Source organism: Shewanella sp. KT0246, assembly GCF_019654955.1.
Classification (GTDB): Bacteria; Pseudomonadota; Gammaproteobacteria; order Enterobacterales; family Shewanellaceae; genus Shewanella; species Shewanella goraebulensis.
In genome coordinates this window covers 68825-86016 of record NZ_BPEV01000010.1, presented here as the reverse complement: position 1 = coordinate 86016, position 17192 = coordinate 68825, and the positions used below count along the sequence as shown (strand labels likewise).

14 protein-coding genes are annotated in these 17192 nt (G+C 41.0%); 8 read left to right on the top strand and 6 right to left on the bottom strand.

The annotated features are described in order from the left end of the window. The first annotated feature begins 349 nt into the window (after positions 1 to 349). Positions 350 to 1201 (top strand): DMT family transporter, encoded by an 852-nt coding sequence (locus tag K5Q58_RS06765; protein ID WP_220753186.1) that lies wholly within the window; start codon positions 350 to 352, stop codon positions 1199 to 1201. A 237-nt stretch (positions 1202 to 1438) separates the two neighbouring features. On the opposite strand, the gene K5Q58_RS06760 is transcribed toward K5Q58_RS06765, so the two are convergent. Next, positions 1439 to 2011 carry an ELKS/Rab6-interacting/CAST family protein gene (locus tag K5Q58_RS06760; protein ID WP_220753185.1) on the bottom strand — a complete coding sequence of 191 codons (573 nt, stop codon included), beginning with the start codon at positions 2009 to 2011 and terminating at the stop codon, positions 1439 to 1441. 1226 nt (positions 2012 to 3237) lie between these two features. Here K5Q58_RS06760 and K5Q58_RS06755 point away from each other — a divergent pair. Further along, entirely contained in the window at positions 3238 to 3579 is a 342-nt protein-coding gene (locus tag K5Q58_RS06755) for a cytosolic protein (RefSeq protein ID WP_220753184.1), read from the top strand. 250 nt (positions 3580 to 3829) lie between these two features. Here K5Q58_RS06755 and K5Q58_RS06750 read toward each other — a convergent pair whose 3' ends face one another. Next, positions 3830 to 4750: a LysR family transcriptional regulator gene (locus K5Q58_RS06750; protein ID WP_220753183.1), complete on the bottom strand. Its 921-nt coding sequence runs from the start codon at positions 4748 to 4750 to the stop codon at positions 3830 to 3832. Between the two features lie 124 nt (positions 4751 to 4874). Between K5Q58_RS06750 and K5Q58_RS06745 the strand changes: the two genes are divergently transcribed. The 5 genes from K5Q58_RS06745 to K5Q58_RS06725 all read left to right on the top strand — a co-directional run bounded on the left by K5Q58_RS06745 (position 4875) and on the right by K5Q58_RS06725 (position 10221). Further along, positions 4875 to 6782 carry an alkyl/aryl-sulfatase gene (locus tag K5Q58_RS06745; RefSeq protein ID WP_220753182.1) on the top strand — a complete coding sequence of 636 codons (1908 nt, stop codon included), beginning with the start codon at positions 4875 to 4877 and terminating at the stop codon, positions 6780 to 6782. A gap of 110 nt (positions 6783 to 6892) precedes the next feature. After that, a complete protein-coding gene (locus tag K5Q58_RS06740; RefSeq protein ID WP_220753220.1) occupies positions 6893 to 7207 on the top strand; it encodes a hypothetical protein in 315 nt (104 codons plus the stop codon). A 185-nt stretch (positions 7208 to 7392) separates the two neighbouring features. Beyond that, positions 7393 to 7935, top strand: a complete 543-nt coding sequence (locus K5Q58_RS06735; protein ID WP_259651264.1) for a magnesium transporter — start codon at positions 7393 to 7395, stop codon at positions 7933 to 7935. Continuing rightward, positions 7932 to 8921 (top strand): efflux RND transporter periplasmic adaptor subunit, encoded by a 990-nt coding sequence (locus K5Q58_RS06730; RefSeq protein WP_119969129.1) that lies wholly within the window; start codon positions 7932 to 7934, stop codon positions 8919 to 8921. The genes K5Q58_RS06735 and K5Q58_RS06730 overlap by 4 nt, the downstream gene beginning before the upstream one ends. Before the next feature lie 79 nt (positions 8922 to 9000). Then, positions 9001 to 10221: an OmpP1/FadL family transporter gene (locus K5Q58_RS06725; RefSeq protein WP_080915020.1), complete on the top strand. Its 1221-nt coding sequence runs from the start codon at positions 9001 to 9003 to the stop codon at positions 10219 to 10221. A gap of 135 nt (positions 10222 to 10356) precedes the next feature. On the opposite strand, the gene K5Q58_RS06720 is transcribed toward K5Q58_RS06725, so the two are convergent. Then, a complete protein-coding gene (locus K5Q58_RS06720) occupies positions 10357 to 11181 on the bottom strand; it encodes a polysaccharide deacetylase family protein (RefSeq protein WP_162928483.1) in 825 nt (274 codons plus the stop codon). 439 nt (positions 11182 to 11620) lie between these two features. Further along, positions 11621 to 13174 carry an amidohydrolase family protein gene (locus K5Q58_RS06715; RefSeq protein ID WP_220753181.1) on the bottom strand — a complete coding sequence of 518 codons (1554 nt, stop codon included), beginning with the start codon at positions 13172 to 13174 and terminating at the stop codon, positions 11621 to 11623. Positions 13175 to 13503: 329 nt separating this feature from the next. Between K5Q58_RS06715 and K5Q58_RS06710 the strand changes: the two genes are divergently transcribed. Then, complete coding sequence (locus K5Q58_RS06710; RefSeq protein ID WP_220753180.1) at positions 13504 to 14262, top strand: hypothetical protein; 759 nt, start codon at positions 13504 to 13506, stop codon at positions 14260 to 14262. A 171-nt stretch (positions 14263 to 14433) separates the two neighbouring features. Here K5Q58_RS06710 and K5Q58_RS06705 read toward each other — a convergent pair whose 3' ends face one another. Both K5Q58_RS06705 and K5Q58_RS06700 read right to left on the bottom strand, forming a co-directional pair. Continuing rightward, a complete protein-coding gene (locus K5Q58_RS06705) occupies positions 14434 to 15336 on the bottom strand; it encodes a LysR family transcriptional regulator (protein ID WP_065109939.1) in 903 nt (300 codons plus the stop codon). A gap of 278 nt (positions 15337 to 15614) precedes the next feature. Beyond that, positions 15615 to 17096, bottom strand: coding sequence for a phospholipase D family protein (locus K5Q58_RS06700; RefSeq protein ID WP_220753179.1), 1482 nt, complete (start codon positions 17094 to 17096; stop codon positions 15615 to 15617). Between the last annotated feature and the right edge of the window lie 96 nt (positions 17097 to 17192).

The window sequence follows — 17192 nt, the reverse complement described above, 5'->3', positions numbered from 1 at the left end:
GCAACCTTGCAGATGCAAGGTTGCTTTTTTATGTTTAATACGCCACACAATTACTGACAAATGAATTAACACAAACTTGATATAATTGTTGATTTCACAGTTTATTGATTCATTGTTCGTCAGCTGAGTCTTTATCGTTTATAACAACCTCAGTTTATTATTCGTCACTAGGGCCTGTTGAACTTTGCTGGTTAAGTTTTGTTCGAATTAAAAGTGTTTTAATTGAGATGGATGCCTTGATGCCTAGTCATCTAGTCATCTAGTCACCTTTTATTCACAAAGATGCATCCAAAACTTGCGACAAAATAACCTTGAAAGATCAACAGCCCCAGCCATTAAGAGTCTTTTTATGCGCGGAGCATTGTTTTTATTTATCGCCACCTTGTTGGCAGCATTTGGCTGGATTGCCTCGAAAATTGTGGTCGCTGAAATGCCCGGTGAAAGTTTTATTGCGAGTCGTTTTTTGCTGGCAAGTCTAGTGCTGCTGCCATTTTGTTATAAAAGTTTATGGCGACTTAGGGCTAAGCAAGTTTTATTAGCCTGCGGTGTCGGCGTCTTTTTGGGGTTAGCTCTGCTGGTATGGGTACACGCGGTATCTGTGACTGCAAGTTTATCGGAAGGGGCATTTATCATGAGCTTAGCGATGATCATCGCACCGATGACAGCATGGTTATTGTTTAAGATTAAGCCCAACAAAGCCTTTTGGTACGCACTGCCACTCAGCGTAGTGGGGATGATGTTGATGACCTTGACCAATGGTTGGCAGGTGGATGAATCTCAGTGGTACTTTTTATTTGCATCAGCACTTTTATCGGTGCATTTTGTATTAAACAAAAAAATCAGTAGTCGTATAAAGCCATTAGATTCCATTTGTTTACAGCTCTTTACCGTTGGTCTCGTGGGCGGTATTTATGTGCTCTTTACACAACCCGCCGCTTTTGAGCTAAACAGCACCTTACTGGCGTGGTTTGTTATATCGACAGTCTTTGCCACATCGATGCGTTATTTACTGCAAACACTAGGACAATACTCGGTGAACATGGAAACAGCGGCACTCATCATGATCCTAGAGCCGATTTGGACATTAATGTTGAGTGTATTGATGCTGGGAGAGGCGGTTGAAGTTCAAAAGCTGGCGGGTGGTTTAGTGATCTTTTTATCTTTGTTTATGTATATTAAGTTATCTAAACGAGCAAAATGATGCTCGCTTAAATGGTAGGTTTTAGCTTCATTGTTTTCACTGCTTTGACATTACAGCTACAGCTCTCTTATAAGCGAGTAGTAGGGAAATTGAAGAAAGATGTCACGAGCATTGTTAACTGACTTTTGGACAGGTATGAGTGTAACGCCGAGTTAATAAGTGAGGCAAGTTAGCGCGTTGTTTTTGCGGGTCTCTGCAAAAACCGCGACAACTTGCAGAATCTTTTTCAACTTCTTGTTAGGTTTCTTCCATTCGGGTTAACAATGCCCTTTTAGTTTTCACGTTACCTTGTAATTTTTTCATAGACATTTTTACAGTGCCTATTGCTCTAGTAATACTTCTTAATTCCGACTTGATAGCCATGAATGATTCAGAGTTTGCACCTTGGGTTTCAGTTAAATTCGTAGCGATTTTAAGTAATTTATTTTCTAAGGCATCTATGTCATCGAATTGCTTATTAATCGTATCTTCAAAAGTTCGAATTAGAGACTTATGCTTTAAAGTGATACTACGAAGTCTTTGAGCGTCAGTTTTAAGTTTAAATATAGTTGCGCTTTGTTCTTTTATGTCCACATTTAGCAAATCTACTTTTTCCTCTAAAGTAGTTACTTTATTAGTCAACTGTGAAACATCACGCTCTAATTTTTCTTCTGATTGCTTTATATTTTCAATTGTTGCATCTCTTAATCTGTCACCTTCTTTAGCTTTTAATTCTGATCTTTTTACAATCATGTTAGAAGCATAAATAGATGCCGCCAAAGTAAAGCCATTTGTGCTTAATAATAAAGTGATCCACTCATTTGATGTCATAACATATCCCTATTTAGTGACACTCTGAAACCTAACAGCTTATTAGCGAGAATTCCGATAAACACCCTTAAACTATTTACCAGAAACCATCTGCTTTTTATCTTTATTTTTTAATAATTTATCAGCCATAATAATTTAAAGCAATCGACTAAATAGTGGATAAAAACGAGAATTGAGATAACCGAGAATTATGTTGGGTCGTTATGTAAACTTTCTCAAATGTAAAATACATATATTTCAATGATATAAGTTTGTTCGTTTGAATAAATCGAGAATTTTTGCTTTTACATAACGAGAAGCAAATGCTGTCAAATGCTGCATTTTAATTATAACTGTGTAGATATACAGGTATCTGCAGAAGTTTCAGGGCAAAAACGTTTTAAGTCCATCAATTCTATACTTCATTTATATTGGCTATTTTTTCAGTAGTCCATAACTTCAGCTTAACCAATTGCCTGCCGCAGGCTTATGTGCAGATACAACTGCGAGACGCTGCAAGTACGTCCCTGTAAGCTCTGCCAAAACAAATAACATCCATGATAAACGGCCAGTTCGGCATCCCTTCCTCTCGCTCAGAGCGTTTCAAACAATGAAACTTCGCCATGTTTTGGAAGCTCGCTGCTGCATCTACACTGGGTTTATTACCTCTTCGATTTGACTGAATTTGTGGCAACTAAAAAAGCTAGAAAGACCAAAAATCTATTCAGCTAATAGACTCAATTTGAATTGAGGACGTTGAAGAAAATAGCGTGATGCTCACACGGATGTGAGCATAGCTTTCGCGGTGCATGGATGCACCATCGGAAGCGTTAGCATTTTCGAATAAGTCTGAAGTTAGCAACAAACGAAGTTTAAAGCTGGATCAATCCCCATCGAAAACCATGCGCTTTTCAGCATTTTTCGTTAGGGGCGCTGAGGGCTTGTTAAGGGGGACAAGCGCTTTCCCCCTTGACCCTGGTGTGGGCGAAGCGCCACGACGTTAATCCAAACGGAGTTTGGAAACGCAGAGAACCCCATGACGTTAATCCAAACGGAGTTTGGAAATCCAGTGTAAATTCCATATGTCTAAAACTGATATTAACTATGCAACAGAATGTTGATTTACCAAATAATGGCTTAGTGAATATCCCAAATGGCACAGAATGACGCGCTTTAGTAACTAAACCGCTACTAGGTTCTCCCCTGATAGTGATAAAATCTTTGCATCAGAATTAACGAGACACTCTATGTTTATCCATCATGTTAACGGCATCGACTGGCTGGTGATTACCGCTTTTGAAGAACTGAAAACGATGTTTATTGAAGAAGCAGGCGCTATCCCTTCTTGTTTCTCAAGCGCCAGCGAATTGAGCCTGATTGATCAAGCGAAGCGCAGTTATGGATATTTGCCTACATTCAGCGGCGTAATCACTGACACGGGAACCTTTCAAAGTCACGATAACGAAGAAGATTTGAACCCACAGCTTGCTTGCATAGTTGAAGGGCGTGGTCGGGTGTTTATCTATCACGGCGGCTATGTTGCTTTTGTGGATGACGAACACACGCTTATTACCCGAATGGACAGATAATTATTCAGTAAATTGAAGTCGACGTATTGGCATTCCTAGCAAACAAACTTTGAGCAATGTTGATATTCATTGCTTCGGTGAGATAGGAATTAATCGCATCTTCGTCATCGAGTGATCAAGCCCAAATATCTTTATAAGTTTTGCGGAAAGCTTCTAACCAGAATATCGCATAACTAATCATGGGATGAGGGATATTGCTGATATTTTCATATCAGACAATTAAGAGCTTTAAGGCGGCTCAAATTCACCTCTAGATTTTATTGTATTTTTTGGTCGCTTTTTCAAGTTGGTTACGTAGCCATTTATGGCTTGGGTCATTGGTTCTGGATGAATGCCAGTACATGGCGACTTCCACTGGATCTTGTAAAAAACTGGCGTCGAGCTGTTTGAGGTTGAATACATCAACGTATTTATCGACTAATCGCTGCGGTAAAATGGAGATGTAATCACATTGCTCAATCACTGGAAGCATTTCAATAATACTGCTAGCTTGCCATGCGATTTGTCGTTTCCCTAAAGTGCTTTCATCTTTTAACCCACGTCCCATCAAATAACCGTCTTTTTGATCTAATTGAGAATGAATCACATGTTTTTCTGCGAGGAAAGATTCAATGGTGATTTTATTATCTTTGAACCTTGGATGCTCCTTACGACACATCACACACAGGTTGTCTTTCATAATGACTTTAGAGCGTAAATCACTGTGTTGATTCGAGTGCGCCTCAATGACTAAGTCGCATTGTTGTGAACGCAGGATATTGGTGAGGTCATGGTTAAATAGCGGTTCGACTTTGACACTGGCTAATGGCGCTTCATGGCTCATTAAGGCTGCAAGCTCAGGGAGCAGGGTATAACCGAATACACTTAATGACGAAATAACAAATTGTTTGTCACATTTTAGCGGATCAAACTTTTTAAATTCGGGCATGGTATAGGCGATATTTTCCACCGCGCTTGCCAATGTTGGATAGATATCAAAAGCAAACTGAGTGGGTTCAACACCATGGCTGCTTCGAATAAAAAGCGGGTCTTTAAAAACTTCTTTAAGCCTTGTCACGCCTTGGCTGACAGCCGATTGGCTAATGCCTAAACGCTTGGCTGCTTTGGTGTAACTTTTCTCTTCGACTATGGCTACAAAGGTCGGAATAAGACTGTAATCTGAATGCTTCATTTCTTAACTCAAGTGTCATTATTGCTCTTGATATAAGTTAACTTATATCATATATCAGCTAACTTCTGCAGTATTTATATACGATACCTCCATCAAATATTGATAATTATGAAACGAGGTTTATATGAAACGATCTATCATTACGTTATCTGTTCTTTTAGCTACTTCTTTTTCAAGCACAACACTTGCAGCTGATGCACATCAACATAGGTTTGATGGTGTGAGTGTCGATATTCCAACGCTTTCTCATGATTATTACTTGGGAGAAAACTCAGGTGCCACTCATTTTTGGCACGGTGATACCCAAGATATGACTTTCATTCCAACTGGCGGCAATGACGCCTTTGACGCTGAATCTGACAAGGTTCACCCACAGTTAACTGCTCACTCAAAGAAAATGGACAAAGGCTTATTTGTTTATAAAGACAAATTTTATCAAGTCTATGGTTATGGCTTAACGTCGCCGATGATTGTTGATGGTGACAAGGGGTTATTGATTTTTGACCCTGTTGAGTCAGTGGACAAAATGCAAGCTGTAATGGCTGATTTTCGTAAAGTGACTGGCAACGAAAAACCTGTTGCAGCTGTGATGTATTCTCACTGGCATCCAGATCACTACGCTGGTGTTCGCGGTATTGAAGGTGTAGAAAACGCTAAAATTATTGCCCACGATACCTTTATGAAAAACGTGGTTAAAGGCTCTATGGGCGGCACCGGCCCAGCACTTGGTTTCCGCGTTGATTATTCATTAGGCACTTTACTTAATGTTGAAGAAGGCGGCCGTATTAATGGCGGCTTAGGCCCTGACTTTGAAATCCGTGAGCACAGCTTAATTAAGCCAAATACCTTAGTTGAAGGAATGTTTGGTAAGTTAGAAATGGAAATTGAAGGGGTGAAAGTAGAATTTAAACATGTACCTTCAGAAGCTTCTGATGAAATCACTGCTTACTTCCCTGAATTTGACATGCTGTTTGGTTCTGAAGTCATCCAAGGTGAGAGTTTCCCGAACTTACACACTATTCGTGGCACCCAGTACCGCGACCCAAGTGTTTGGTTTCCAGGTGTTGATATGCTGCGTGAGTACAAAGCGAACACTATGATGTTATCTCACGGCCGCCCAGTTAATGGTGCTGCCCATGTAGATGACACTTTAACGTCTTATCGTGACGCGATTCAATTTACCTATGACCAATCTATCAAAGCCATTAACGATGGTGCGACACAGGAAGATTTAATCCGTCAAATCACCTTACCTGAGCACTTAGTTAACCATCCTTGGTTAGGTGACTTCTACGGATCTATTCGTCACGCAGCAAAACAAATCTTTGTTGGTGAAATGGGCTGGTTTGATGGTGACCCAACAACACTTAACCCAACTTACTCAGTTGAAGCATCTCAGCGTTATGTTGCGATGGTTGGCGGCAAAGACAAGATGATGGATTTTGCGGTTGATGCTTGTGATAACGGTGACTTCCAATGGTGTGCTGAATTAGCAACCCACGCCATTCGAATCGATTTGAACGATATGGAGCCTCGTGAGCTAAAAGCGATGGCGCTAAGAGAGTTAGGTTACAGAGAAACCAACAATAACTGGCGCAACTGGTACTTAACCTCAGCGCAAGAGTTGGATGGCACAATTGATTACTCGAAGAAGATTAACCTTCAAGCACCTGACTTAATGGCAGAGTTTGAGCCATCGCAGCTAGTGAATGCATTACGTTTCAGCTTGAACGCTGAGCGTAGCCAAGACAAACACTTTACGGTTGCATTTGAATTTGGCGATACCAATGAAACCCATGCTCTTGAAGTGCGTCGCAGTGTGGCTCAGTTCCACAAAGACTATCAAGGTGAGCCAAAGGCCACAGTTAAGTTAACTAAAACGGTGTTCTTAGGATTACTGGTCGGTAAGGTTGATTTTGTTAATGCGGTTCAACAAGGATATATCCAAGTGAGCGGCGATGCGACTGCGGTACCTGAGTTCTTCGGTTTATTTGATAAGCCTTTAGAATCACCAAAAATCACCCTTCGTTAGTCCTCGTTAAGGTTCATTAAGCAGAGTATGCCAGCAAACAGATTGGCATACTCAAGCCTTAACGCTTATCAATGCACACTTAATTTGAGTCACAAGTAAGGAGCTAGATGATGAAAAACAGTTTATTGACCACGTCATTTTTGTTCGTTATCGGTGTATCTGCAACGCCATTGACTGTGAGCGCATGTGGTGGCGATGTCGATATGACTGTCCCGCATATTCATGACGAAAATGGCTTTATGATTGCGATTAAACAGGCTAATAACCAACCGTTAAAGCACATTGATATTAATCAGATTTTTGCTGGTGAATTAGCCAATCATGATAGCCACGATAGCCATCAGCACCATGATAATAGTCTCCACCATGAGCATAATCATCACCATGACGAACAACAGGTTAATCATCTACACGCACCTGAGTAATACCAAAGCAATTCGCTGAGTCATTACATTAGTCAATGAAATCAGAAGGCATTTTTCAATGTCGTCACATGGAAGTTCACTGATCTTCGCGACGTTATTAACACTTGCAGCCAACGAGCGTGAGTTGTTATTGACCTAACTTTTCAACATGTTTGCACCATGGTGAATGTTAAAGAGGAAAGGATATGAACGTTTTAAAAAGTATTTTCCGAGTAATATTTATTATATGTAAAGTATTACTGAAGTTTATGAGCTTTATGGCAGTTATGATTGCCGGCGCTTATCTGCTTGCCCCTATGGGCACAATCAATTCTAAAGATATCGATTTAACCCAATTCAGTAACACCCCTAATGACGCCATGATGATGATTTTTAACTCTGAGTATTTCAGTGGTTATCTGTTTTCGGTCACTATCGCGCTCGCCTTATTTGTTGCTTACTTATTGTGGGATCTTCATGAAGTCGCGGTACATAAAGCCGAAGAAAAGAAGAGTTCGCATATTCAATTAGTGTTTGCCTTGTCTCTTTGTGGCTTGTTTGTCCATAAAGCTTGGTGGGTACTTGCCATCATTATCGCTTTTGCCAATTGGGAACAATTAGGCAAGTCACTCAGTAATATTATCCGTAATAGCCGCTTCGAAAAGGAGCGACAAGATGTTGTCGATAATGCTGACAATGCAGCACCGGCACTTAATCAGTCTGAAACAAAAGTTGAGGTGAAGTCATGAAAGAAGTGATGATCCCGTACATTTTATTAATGTGGATTTTAGTCTCTACCGGTGCAATCAAATGGACATTGAAAAGTGCATTTTGGATAGTCTCTGGCGGGGTATTAATTCTGGTGTTATTAGGTGTGTTATCACGCTTATGGGCACCTGTGGATTTAACCTATTCATCGACCATTAAAGCTCCGCATTCTGTGCTTTCAACCGTACTTCGCGAGCAAATTGATGAGATCCATGTTGAGCATAACCAGTACGTCGAAAAAGGTGATGTGATTTATACCTTAATCGATACTAGCTCAAATGCTGACTTGGAAAATATCAATGCATCCATCGTGACTCAAGAAGAGTCTATCGCGCAGATGCTACGTGATATTAAGCGTGCTGAGATTTCTCCTGAAATCTTTAAAGAACGCGATATCGAGAGCTACCAATCGCAACTACGTATTGCTCGCTCAAGTTTAGTATCGCTGCATGCCGATTATAAGCGTGTTGAGTTTGAACAAGACAGAAAGACGGTTCGTGCGCCTTTTGATGGTCAAGTTGCAGTGGTCAATGTCGCTGATGGCAGCCGTATGGGTAATATGCATTTATATGATACTTCTCGTAAATTTTTAGAGATGCGCATACCAGATCAAACCTTTAGATATGTTGAAAAAGGCCAATTTGCTGAGTTTTATGTTGATGCATACCCAGGCGAAGTGTTCCGCGCCAAAGTACATAGCTTTACCGCGGGTACTGGTGAGTCATCTATCTCGCCACTTCAAGGCCCTCAAAGTGTCCGTCAACATGTTGGGGCAAACACTAGCTCTCACGGCCGCACTGTCATTTTAGAAATCTTTGAGCCTGAAGGGAAAATTATTCCAATTGGGGCGACCGGATCGGCGTGGATTGCAGCGAAAAAGCCACATGCTTTCTTTGGTTTTATTGACGTAATTGGCGCTGCCACAGTCAGACTTCATTCTTATAAATCTTATCTCAACGCCATGTAATTGTGCTGGCTAGGTCTTCACTGGCATTAACTGAAACCTAGCCTACTCATCCATCAAAGATGACTCATTTGGAATAACCATGAAACAACATACTATTTCGATTATTGCGCTATCAATGTTAGTCGCAACCAACGCCAATGCTGGTGCTTATATGTTCCCAGAATTAGGAATGATGAGTAACAGCACCGCTGGAGCAGGAGCACAAGCAATTGCAGAAGGCGCAGAAACAGCTTTTGCTAACCCCGCAGCTATGTCTGAGTTTGATACGCCAGTGATGGCATTTAATATTCAAGGCATGGTATCGAGTATTGATTATACCGATAGCGGTTCAACGGGGGTTTTTGCTGGTGGCGATGATCAAACTGCCGCTGGTACTAGCATGCCTGTAGGTTCTTTTTATTATATTCAACCTATTAATGACAAATGGACTGCTGGTGTCGCTTTGGCTTCAAGTGGCGGTTCGCTGATTGACTACGGCCCTGATTATGCAGGCGCTTTATTACTACAAGATGCGCAGTTGCTGACTGTGCAACTTAACCCAAGTGTGTCATATAAAGTGAATGAACAGCTGTCATTTGGCGTTGGGTTAGTGTCTGAATTGGGTGTGTTAGAGCAGAATTTGGCTGGCAGCACCGATGGTATTATTCCGAAAATTGAAGTCACTGGTGACAGTCTAGATTTTGGTTATACCTTGAGTAGTTTTTATAAAATCGATGCTAATAACCAAATCGGTTTTACATATCGCTCGGAAATCGATCATGAATTAGATGGCGAAGTCACTGCCTTAGGTGCAAGTAACGACTCATCAATTAATGTGGTTATGCCGGCGATGGCATTATTAAGTGGTCATCATCAATTGACCGCAGACACAGCAATGATGTGGAGTCTAGGCTGGACTGATTTCAGTAAAATTGCTGAAACACCTGTGACACTAACCAATGCAAGCGGCGGCATTGCTCGCGATTGGAAAGATACCGTTTCAGCCAGTGTTGGGGTGCATTACCAGCTTAACAGTAAGTGGCGTTTAGAAAGTGGTGTTTATTATGAGACATCACCCCAAGATGATCCGACTTATCAGTACCCTGATGTACCAACAGGTGAAATTTGGAAGTTGGGTATGGGCGCAAGTTATGAGCTGAACTCACAATGGCGCTTACAGATGTATTATGAGTATTTATATGCAGGTCAATCGAGTATTGAATATACCTTGTTAGAAGGTTCGCCATTGGAGAGTACGCTACAAGGCGATTACGATATCGATTTACACTTTTTTGGCTTGTTGATGAATTATCGTTTCTAGTCATTTATGTTTTATCGCTAATTAGCGCTTAAAACAGAGTAGATACAGCCAGCGTAGAAAACGACTAGCCGCTATTTAAATAGCGGCTTTTTTATTTCTTGTATCGGTTATTTAATGGTTAATTTCGAGCAGATATTAATTGGCAATTGCTGTGCCGTGGGCAGTGGTACGCTGCTTTACATGCTGCATAATATTTAAATAGGTATCGACCCACAGTAAGTCTCGGTTATCGCTCAAATACTGCAGTAATTCATTGTGAGCTTGATTGCTGACGCTTAAGTAATCTTCTTCAATGCCGTGAAATAATATGTTGGCAATGCCCCCTTGTTGCTGGGCTTGCTTGACAAAATTAATCAAGGTTTCGCCATCTACATTTTCAGGCATTAATAGCAAATCGAACTTTGGAGCCAGTTGTGGGTTGTAACCTTTTATAGCGACAAAGTTTTCACGTATGGCATCAATATAATTACCATCTGCGGCATAAAAATCACCGCATGGCGGCGTAAAAGTACGCTCAGTTTGTTGGTCTATGGCTTGGAGGAAGGTATTGGCGGTTTCGATTTCTTGCTGCATTTGCGCCACGGTTTTAGTATCAATATTACTGTGAGGCTCGACCCACTCACGTCCTTCAATACTTTTACTGCAGGCATGGAATAAGGTGTGGTTGCCCAGTTCGTGGCCATCAGCGGCAATATCACGCCATCGCGCTAGGGCGGTTTGGGTACCAGAATTAGATAGCGTGAGATAAAAAGAGGCTTTAAAACCATGCTTATTTAACGCTGGAATTGCGTAGTTTAATTGACTGAGTAGTGCATCATCATAAGATAAACTCACCGCAGCTTGATAGTTGTTTGGCCATTTTAGATCAGCTAGGTTTGTTGCAGCATATGCAGTGCTAGTGATTTGTAAGATCGATAACGCCAAAAGGGTGATGGCTGATGCAAGATTTTGGCGCAACATAACTAATCCTTGTACTTGTAATGGTGTATTGAATTGTAATGGTGTATTGAATTGCTTTTTCAGCTTATAGCCATCAAGTTTCAACACCACTGACTGAAGCGGCTCATTAAGTAAAAAACTGGTTTCGTCTTAGTCGTCAGCGTGAACGTGTTTATAAAGTAACAATGCCAGCCATGAAAGCAATCAAATTTATGGCGTGTGGCTATTCATGTAATGAATGGGGCAAAGGGATATAACCAATGATGACTTTTGATATAAATGACTTTTGATATAAATGACTTTTGATACAAATAAATAGTGCCTAGAGATATAAATGACTTTTGATATAAATGAATGGTGCCTAGAGATATAAATAAATGATGCGCAATGAACACAGTAAAAAGGGGCGTTAATGCAATCATTAACGCCCCTATACGTTTTGTTGAGACCAATAAAACGCTTAGTTTCTTACCGCTTGACCTGGGTAGATATCTTTTAATACCACAGAGTCATTAACAATGACGGTACCGTTAATCAATACATAGGGAATACCCGTTGTTGGTAAACCTGCATCAGTTAACGTGGCATTATCTGTTACGGTTGTAGGGTCAAAAATAGTAATGTCTGCATCTTTGTTCACTTGAATACGGCCTTTATTTTCCATCGCATGCACACCGTTTTCTTGTAAGTATTTCGCAGGCTTGTAACTCATTTTAGAGATAGCAGTCATGAGTGGCATGATGTTTTGCTCACGCACTAAACGTAATACTTTGCCATGAGTTCCCGCAGCTCTAGGGTGACCTTGTAAGCCTTCATAAGGGGTGTCAAAATCAACAGCCATTTGCCCTGTAGCAGGGATTGTTAACGGCATAGCATCACTACCAACATGAACATTTGGATCCACTAACGCTTCCAGCATACCTTGCTTAGAAATACCTGCAAAAATTACTGATGCACTTGGGTTGTTTGCCACTAACTCATCGTAACGTTCTTTAGTTAACGGCTTCATGGTTGCTACTTCAATAATGTCTTTATACGTTCTCCCCATGTTTGGACCATAGTTATCAGGGACGAGGTAATCTGCACCAGCAATAGTTGCACCTTGATAATATGGGTAAACTTCTGCTGAAACCTTTAGTCCAGCTTTACGCGCATCTGCAATCATTTTTAATGCTTCAGGTGTTTTCTCTAATGATTGTTGGTGGATATGTTGGATCAGTAAGCCGCCGCCATAAATGCCAACATTTGAGATCATTTCTTGGAAGCCTAAAATGCCAGTCGTTGCCGGTTTTTGGCTTGAGAATCGGCCATGTAAATAAGTTGATGAACCATATTTAGCTGCGGTTTCTTGCCATGAAATGGTTTCTTCTGATGTCGTACCTACTGACATATAACCTACAGGAACACCAATACCGATTGCGCCTTGCTTCATTTCTTCATCAACCATTTGGTTGATCTGGCCAATTTGTTCTTTATTAGGTAAGAAGGTGGCTACTGCCATGCTGGCATGTGAATGCTCATGTTCATGCTGCTCAAATAAGTCAGTAACAATTGATGCTGTATTTGAGTGATATTCTGGGTTAATAATCGATTCACGTATGCCAGCGGGTGATACCGATGTGCCGTAGTTGGTCATCGACTTGCCTTCTAGTCGGTCGTAGAAAGTATTAACAGGGTAAGAGCCAATCTCTAAATCTAATGGGGTCGTTACACCGTCACGTAAGTGCAACTTTTGCCCAAATGGAATGTTTGATACATGAGAGTGAGTGTCAATAAACCCAGGTGCAACCACTAACCCCTTGGCGTTGATTGATTGCTTACCTTCGATGATGTCTTTGGTAATGCTTAAAATTTTACCATCTTTAATACCAATATTGGCGACTTGATCAAAACCTGTTTCAGGATCCATCACACGTCCTTCGTTGATGACAATATCAAAGTCTTGTGCTTGAACTTGACCACCAATGAGTGCCATTGCGATAACCAATGGAGTGATTTTGCTGACTAATTTCATGATTATTCCTCGAGTTAGAAAGATGAACATTAAATCCATCGTATTCAGGCAGCGTGTTTGCCTGTTGAATGACGAGTAATTTACTGGCTAACTGCAAAAAAGTGATATCTCTTAGGGAGGGTTTAATCATCACCTTGGAGGGGGGAACTGCCCCTTTTGTGTACCTTTTGTGTAATAGAAAGGCTTTTATTCCCAAGTGGCGGGTTTTGATGTGGATGTTTTAACTGCATTGAAACCTGTGGTGATGAAATTATCATCGCTTGGCGATTATCTGGATTTATGAAGTGGTTTTACTATCTCGGTTTACACCAATACCGGAGATGGCACTAATGAAACGATCGACCTTAGCAACACTTTTATTGAGCTCACTAATATTTACTGGCACTTATTCCTCGGCAATCGTTGCCGAAGAAAAGCCTGAACATGACCCTTCTGATTTAACCAAAGCAACCACATCTGGCTACGCCGCGATGAGCAATAAAGGGGACTTGAAGGTGTCTATTTCAGGTTCGTTTAGTGTCAGTCCCACCCAAGAAGGAATGCTGACGCTTGAAGGGACGATGAACAATGAAGGTGAGTATAGCGACAGTCGTTTACAATACTTTCATGTGTTTGATTTAGAAAGTACAGCCGTACCTAAGGTCGCGATGTCATTGGATATGATTAACAATGATGCTTTTACCACGGCGGCTATTGGCGGAATTGCATCGATTACGTTACCGAGTGACAAGGTTAATTTATTCGTAAGAGCGGGCGTGCTAGGTGGTGAATACAGTGATGATTTTGTCGAGATGATGGGGGAGTCAGACACGGCAACTTATGGGGCAACAGGCGATATATTCTTGATTTTGAAAACGGGCAATGATGGCACCTATTTTATGATTAACCCTGAATATACCTACATGACAGGCAGTATTGAAACATCGGTGCTAAAAACCACATTAGAAGTCGCAACACCATTAAGCCAAGACAAAACTCGTTGGGGTCAGATTAAGATTGAAAATACACTAGCAAGTACGTCTTCAACTCATTTTGATTACTCAGCTGATGAGACGGTAGTTTGGGCGCTATACAAGGCTTATTTTTAATCGAGTGCCAATCTTATCTGGCGGCTGCTCACGATGTAGTGCGGCTTTTTCCGTGTTGATTGTCGTGTTGATTACCGTGTTAATTGTCATGTAACTGATGTAAAAAAGCGACGTTGAGTCGCTTTTTTATTGCGTGTTTTTTATGACGAGCATGTTTTCAGTAAAGGATTGCTATTGAACCTGCTGGCCTAACGATATGTATCGATCAAACGCCGCTTTTATCGACTTTTTCACTTCAATGATGGGTTTTGTTTTTAAACTCCACAAAGCCAGTGGAACGTAATAGTCATCGCTAATTTGCGGACATTGTATTTGCAGTAGCTCATTGGTGGCATTGGCATGGTCTTGATGTTTTGGGAGTAAGGTCCAGCCTAAATTATCGTTGACTAATTTGATGGCGAGCGACAATTGATCCACAACATCATAATGGGGTGACAAGGTGATTTTTTTTGCCATATTTTCATCTAAAAAAGATTTTAGAATAATTTGTCTTGATGATTGCAGCGCGGTAAACACTTCATTGCTATCGAGCTTGGCGATATCACTATTGCGATTAACATACGGAGCAAAAGGCATTTGGCCGAGTAAGACATAATCTAAATTACTCATGGCGCTGGCATTCGTGATATTCACAATACCAAAATGAATAGACTCATCTTCAATTCCCGCTCGGATCTCTTGCTGAGTCCGCACTAATAGACGCACCCGCATATTAGGAAAGTCAGAGGTGAGCTGCGCTCTAATCAATGACAAGGCTGTGTGTGGAATAAAGCTGTTATAAGCGATTGTAATTGAATCAAGTTCGCCGTAAGAAAGGCTAAGCGCGACTTTATCGAAAGTTTTGACTTGTTCTAAGGCTTGCTTAGCGTAATGGTACAGTAAACTGCCTTCGTGGGTTGGGGTGACATTTCGAGCTCCTCGTTCAAACAAGGTCACTGCTACTTGGTCTTCTAAATTGCTGATCACTTGTCCAACAGTCGTGCGGTGTTTATTGAGTTTGATTGCGGCTTTACTGATTGATTGTTCCTCATAAACAATCACGAAAGCTTGTAGCTGCTCTAGACTAAAATTCATTCACCGCTCCGAGGTTGGTTGCATCAGATTCCATATTATTATTAGCATAACTGAACTCAAGTGATGTTGCTGTTTGATTTTACGCTGTTTTCAATAAAAATGGCTGATGATGCAATGACTGAAGATAGTAATGTCTGAAGATGTAATGACTGAAGATCGTAATGGGCTGCGTTAGTTTTAAAACATTGTTGCTTTTTTAGGGCAGATAAAAATAGGGCATAACATGGAATTGTTATGCCCTAAAATCGTGAACGGTAAATATGCATTGCAGTATCAAGTTATAACTCTGACTCACCATCCATTTTTCTAAACAGCCAGTCGGGTAATTTATGCCAGCTTCCATAATTAGGATTGCTATTGAGTACCTTATCTTGACTTCGCCACTGGATATCCCCGTTTTCTTGTTGGGTTACATGCCAAAAAAGCGTGGCTTTTTGTTGTAAAAGGTACTGGTGTAGATGCTCGGCAAACTCAGTGCTGTGAACGAACAAGCCAAACTCTATGTTTAAGAAATCTGAGCGTGGGTCAAAATTTGATGAGCCCACATAAGAGACATGATTATCTAGAATAATGGTCTTGTTATGGTAGTAAGTATCACCATGGTAAAAATGATCGTCATTTTTGGCCGTGTCTTTATATTCATAAATATCGACTCCCATATCCAATAAGGTTTGACGGTGCTTTTCATAATATGCCGGGATAAATAGCGAATCATTTGACGCTGACGAGTTGGTCACTAACGTGACTTTAGATGCTTGGGCTGTCAGGTTTGCAATGACCGTAAACTCGTTATCTGTCGGCACAATATAAGGGGTTGAAATAACGACATCCTTGGCTTGCTGTAACTCTTCACTGACCGTCATTTCAGCTCGTGTTCTGAAGTAAGGTAAACGGTCATGCATTTTTTGCAGAGAATCGAAAACAGGTGACACTGTCACATCAATAAACGCTGGGTTTGTCATGTTATTGATTGTTAATTCAATGTCTTGTGTTATTTCTGGGTGCTTTTTTTGGGTTTTAGCTAAGGCTTTAGAAAAGTAGCGTGTGTCGCTAATATCCGCATTCACCTTAATTAATTCACTCACAGGGACAACAAAGTCACTTTGCCATTGCTGTTCATAATTGGTTGCAAATGGCGCAATAATATCGCCAGTGAACAGCACATCTAAGTCGAAAAAGTTAGCCTCTTTACTGTAACCAAAATACTCGTCGCCAATGTTTCTACCGCCGAGGATCATTTGCTGATGATCGACGTTAAAGTACTTTTCATGCAAACGATTATCTAGCACTTCTTGATGGATTTGGAAATCAAAAGCACGGCCAACCCAGCCCATTTTGCGCGAGTTAAATGGGTTGAAAATTTTGATTTTGACATTAGGGTGCTTGTCGACATCCGCCAGCCATTTTTCGTTAAAAACCAGTAAGTCATCTAAGGTTAGCCTAACCTTCACGCCACGGTCAGCTGCGAGTTTGAGCTCATTAAGTAAGCTGAGGCCTAAGGTATCGCCATTCCACGAAAAATAGGTCATATCGATGCTTGATTGTGCTTTTCTGACTAAATCAATTCGACGGGCAAAGGCTTCATTTGCCGCTGGAATTAAGTAAGCCTGTGCTTGATAGTCACGTTTTACAAACTGGCTTTCAAATCCTTCAGGGACACTTGGGTTAGGTGTGGCGCAGCCTGTCAGTAACAATATGCCGCAAAGCAATGTCAGCAGTGACATAGGCTTAATAGGCTTAATAGGGTTAAACAGCTTCATGAGGTATCCGTTAATCGTCAAAAAACGTCATAAAAAAGGCCAGCGAACTGGCCTATTTTTGGGGAGTTGTTAGGTATGACTAACAAAGAGTGAAAT

What these genes read in the sequence shown, in the direction of transcription:
- K5Q58_RS06725 (WP_080915020.1), top strand. Translation starts at nt 9,001, where the DNA reads ATGAAACAACATACTATTTCGATTATTGCGCTATCAATGTTAGTCGCA.
- K5Q58_RS06735 (WP_259651264.1), top strand. Translation starts at nt 7,393, where the DNA reads ATGAACGTTTTAAAAAGTATTTTCCGAGTAATATTTATTATATGTAAA.
- K5Q58_RS06715 (WP_220753181.1), bottom strand. Translation starts at nt 13,174, where the DNA reads ATGAAATTAGTCAGCAAAATCACTCCATTGGTTATCGCAATGGCACTC.
- K5Q58_RS06750 (WP_220753183.1), bottom strand. Translation starts at nt 4,750, where the DNA reads ATGAAGCATTCAGATTACAGTCTTATTCCGACCTTTGTAGCCATAGTC.
- K5Q58_RS06730 (WP_119969129.1), top strand. Translation starts at nt 7,932, where the DNA reads ATGAAAGAAGTGATGATCCCGTACATTTTATTAATGTGGATTTTAGTC.
- K5Q58_RS06755 (WP_220753184.1), top strand. Translation starts at nt 3,238, where the DNA reads ATGTTTATCCATCATGTTAACGGCATCGACTGGCTGGTGATTACCGCT.
- K5Q58_RS06745 (WP_220753182.1), top strand. Translation starts at nt 4,875, where the DNA reads ATGAAACGATCTATCATTACGTTATCTGTTCTTTTAGCTACTTCTTTT.
- K5Q58_RS06720 (WP_162928483.1), bottom strand. Translation starts at nt 11,181, where the DNA reads ATGTTGCGCCAAAATCTTGCATCAGCCATCACCCTTTTGGCGTTATCG.
- K5Q58_RS06760 (WP_220753185.1), bottom strand. Translation starts at nt 2,011, where the DNA reads ATGACATCAAATGAGTGGATCACTTTATTATTAAGCACAAATGGCTTT.
- K5Q58_RS06765 (WP_220753186.1), top strand. Translation starts at nt 350, where the DNA reads ATGCGCGGAGCATTGTTTTTATTTATCGCCACCTTGTTGGCAGCATTT.
- K5Q58_RS06740 (WP_220753220.1), top strand. Translation starts at nt 6,893, where the DNA reads ATGAAAAACAGTTTATTGACCACGTCATTTTTGTTCGTTATCGGTGTA.
- K5Q58_RS06710 (WP_220753180.1), top strand. Translation starts at nt 13,504, where the DNA reads ATGAAACGATCGACCTTAGCAACACTTTTATTGAGCTCACTAATATTT.
- K5Q58_RS06700 (WP_220753179.1), bottom strand. Translation starts at nt 17,096, where the DNA reads ATGAAGCTGTTTAACCCTATTAAGCCTATTAAGCCTATGTCACTGCTG.
- K5Q58_RS06705 (WP_065109939.1), bottom strand. Translation starts at nt 15,336, where the DNA reads ATGAATTTTAGTCTAGAGCAGCTACAAGCTTTCGTGATTGTTTATGAG.